The following is a 3,490-nucleotide window of genomic DNA, read 5'->3' as shown; positions in this document are numbered from 1 at the left end:
TCCAGTCCTGCGGCTCGATCTTGCCGTCGGCTGCCATGACCGCGTCGAAGCGCGCCTGTTCGGGCGAATTCGCATCCGCGTCCAGCGGGGCGACGTTGCCGGGGATATCGAGGGATTGGGTGTACATGAGGGACGCTCTCTGGAGGAGTGGTCTGTGTCGGCGTAGTATAAACCAACCGACCGGTCGGTTAATAAATTTTTTGAGGACGGGGATTAGGCTCGATAGCGTCATTGGGGGGTGTCGAAGCAGGTCACCCCGCCCCGACACTTACCGGTAAAATTGCGAATTGGCCGCGATTTGCGGCCCACTTGCATCTCCGGTACTCATGTTACGTCTAAGCGAAATCAAACTCCCGCTCGATCATCCCGAAAGCGCCCTCGAAGCCGCCATCCGTGCGCGCCTCGCGGACCTAGGCGTGGCGCGGGACGGGCTCATCCGATACACCGTGTTTCGCCGCGCGCATGACGCGCGCAAGCGCGCCGACATCAAGCTCACCTATATCGTCGATGTCGAGGTCAAGGATGAAGCGGCCGCGCTGAAACGGCTCGCCGACGTGCCGCATTGCGGCGTGACCCCCGACATGAGCTACAAGTTCGTCGCCAAAGCGCCCGCCCAACTAAGCACGCCGCGTCCGGTCGTGATCGGCATGGGACCGTGCGGTCTGTTCGCGGGACTGATCCTCGCGCAGATGGGCTTCCGGCCGATCATCCTCGAGCGCGGCAAGGCCGTGCGCGAGCGCACCAAGGACACGTTTGGCCTGTGGCGCAAATCGGTGCTGAATCCCGAGTCGAACGTGCAGTTCGGCGAAGGTGGCGCGGGCACTTTTTCCGACGGCAAGCTCTACAGCCAGATCAAGGACCCGAAACATTACGGCCGCAAAGTACTCGACGAATTCGTGCGGGCCGGTGCGCCGGAGGACATCCTGTATCTGAGCCGGCCGCATATTGGCACGTTTCGCCTCGTCAGCATGGTCGAGAAGATGCGTGCGAGCATCCACGAGCTGGGCGGCGAAGTGCGCTTTGAGACCCGCGTCGAGGACATCGACATCGACAACGGCCAGGTGCGCGGGCTGAAGCTGTCGACCGGCGAGACGCTGCGTTGCGACCACGTGGTACTGGCGGTCGGCCATAGCGCACGCGACACCTTCCAGATGCTGTACGACCGGGGCGTTCACGTCGAGGCGAAGCCGTTTTCGCTCGGTTTCCGGATCGAGCATCCGCAGGGGGTGATCGATCGCAGCCGTTTCGGCAAATTTGCCGGTCACAAACAGCTCGGCGCAGCCGACTATAAGGTGGTGCACCACTGCAGCAACGGGCGCGCGGTGTATAGCTTTTGCATGTGTCCCGGGGGCACCGTGGTGGCGGCAACTTCGGAGCCGGGGCGGGTCGTCACTAACGGCATGAGCCAGTACTCGCGCGCGGAGCGCAACGCGAATGCGGGCATCGTGGTCGGCATTACGCCAGACGACTACCCGGGCGGCCCGCTCGCGGGCATCGCGTTCCAGCGCAAGTGGGAAGAGCGGGCGTTCGAACTCGGTGGCGGTAACTATATGGCGCCGGGGCAGTTGGTCGGCGACTTCATCGCCGGGCGGCCGTCCACGTCGCTCGGCTCGGTCGTGCCGTCGTATAAGCCCGGCGTGCGGCCGACCGATCTCAGCACTGCACTGCCCGACTATGCGATCGAGGCGATTCGCGAAGCGCTGCCGCAGATGGAAAAGAAAATCGCCGGTTTCGCGATGCATGACGCGGTGCTGACCGGCGTTGAAACGCGGACGTCGTCGCCGGTCCGCGTGCGTCGCGGCGATGATTATCAGAGCGTCAACATCAAAGGGCTGTATCCCGCCGGCGAAGGTGCGGGATACGCTGGCGGCATCTACTCGGCGGCGATCGACGGAATCGAGGTCGCCGAAGCCGTCGCTCTGCAGATCATGAGTCGGCAAACGGCATGAGTCCGAACGGGCACAGCCGCCGGGTACCGGCGATTGTCGCGTCGTTCGGGCACAATGCGCGTTTCGCCTCGAACCGACCGTCCGAATGACCATTCGCACCCTGGCTGCCGCATGCGGCGCGGCGCTGCTTGCCCAATTTGCTCCGTTTGTCGTTTCCTCGAGTGCGTTCGCTGCCGAAGCGCCGGAGCATTGGGTTGCCGTGTGGGCGACCGCGCTGCAACCGATTCCCCAGCGAGCCGACTTGCCGCCGCTGTATCGCGCGCCGGAAGTCGCGGGGCGCAGCGTTCGGCAAATCGTGTATCCGACCTTGTCGGGGAAGGCGGCGCGAATCCATCTGAGCAATGTGTACAGCAAGACAGCTCTCGTCATCGACGAACTGCGCATCGCGCGCTCGGTCGGCGGCACGGCGGCGGTAGAGGGGGGCGGAAGTCGAGTGACGTTTGCTGGCAAGGGCGCGGTCAGCGTTCCGCCCGGCGGCGAGTTGGACAGCGATCCGATCGGGATCGACGTCGTCGAGGGCGCGCCGTATGCGATCAGTGCGTTTATGGGACCGGAGCAGCGGATCGTCGCGTGGCACCGTGTGTCGAATCAGGTGAATTATGTGTCGGTGCCGGGCAATCACACCGCCGACGCGTCCGCCGCCGCGTTTCGCGGTCGCTTCACCCAATATGTGTGGGTCACAGGCTTGTCAGTGGAGGTGGCGGGACCGTCAATTGCCGTGGCTGCGATCGGCGACTCAATCACCGACGGCATGCGCTCCAGCCTGAATCAGAACCGTCGCTGGCCAGATGCGCTGGCTCGGCGCCTGGCGGCGAGCGGCGCGCAATCGACCGCAATCGTGAATCTCGGCATCAGCGGTAACCGGCTTCTTAGCGACTCGCCTTGTTATGGCGACGCGCTATCGAGCCGCTTCGAGCGTGACGTTTTGCAACGTCCGGGCGTCAAGGCGGCGGTCGTGCTGATTGGCATCAACGACATTAACTTTGCGGCGATGCCGCCTCATGGGGGGCTCGACTGCGATTTTCCTCATACGTCGGTCACGGCTGCCGATTTGATTGCCGGTTACCAGCGCGTGATCGCGGCCGCGCGGCGCAAGGGTGTCAAGGTGTTCGGCGCGACGCTGACGCCGGCGTCGCTGCCACAGGAGCGGGAAAATATCCGACTCGCGGTTAATCAGTGGATCCGGACCAGTCGCGCTTTCGATGACGTCGTCGATTTCGACGCGGCGTTGCGCGATCGGGCGCAGCCGGAGCGTCTGCAGCGCGTTTTCGATGGCGGTGATCACATCCATCCGAGCGACGCGGGCTACGCGGCCATGGCCGATGCTGTTCCAGTTGAGGCCGTGGTGAGCGCTGTCCGGAAGTGAGTCACAGCTTTTTTAAGCGAAAGTGAAAATGGGTGTTGACGATCCGGCGGAAGTTCTCCATAATCTCGTTTCTCTGCTGCAGACGCAGCGACGCAAACGAAGCGGTGCCGGGTAGTGGTGGTTCAGGCGCGGCGGGTTGGGCGGATCGATCTTTAAAAACTAACAGCCGATAAGT

At 63.6% G+C, this 3,490-nt stretch carries 2 protein-coding genes and 1 pseudogene; 2 read left to right on the top strand and 1 reads right to left on the bottom strand.

The window, feature by feature from the left end; all coding sequences use genetic code 11:
• A pseudogene (locus ACLFKU_RS42785) lies at positions 1–127 on the bottom strand (1,2-phenylacetyl-CoA epoxidase subunit A); the annotation flags it as partial.
• Between the two features lie 199 nt (positions 128–326).
• On the opposite strand from ACLFKU_RS42785, the gene ACLFKU_RS42780 reads away from it, so the two are divergent.
• Positions 327–1,949, top strand: a complete 1,623-nt coding sequence (locus ACLFKU_RS42780) for an NAD(P)/FAD-dependent oxidoreductase (protein WP_410853262.1) — start codon at positions 327–329, stop codon at positions 1,947–1,949.
• Positions 1,950–2,034: 85 nt separating this feature from the next.
• On the top strand, positions 2,035–3,315 hold the full coding sequence (locus ACLFKU_RS42775) for an SGNH/GDSL hydrolase family protein (protein WP_410853261.1): 1,281 nt from the start codon (positions 2,035–2,037) through the stop codon (positions 3,313–3,315).
• Positions 3,316–3,490: the final 175 nt, after the last annotated feature.

Source organism: Paraburkholderia sp. EG304 (assembly GCF_046543485.1).
In the GTDB taxonomy this organism is placed as follows: Bacteria; Pseudomonadota; Gammaproteobacteria; order Burkholderiales; family Burkholderiaceae; genus Paraburkholderia; species Paraburkholderia youngii.
Note: the sequence above shows the minus strand (reverse complement) of the source record. Positions and strands in the feature narration are given on the sequence as shown.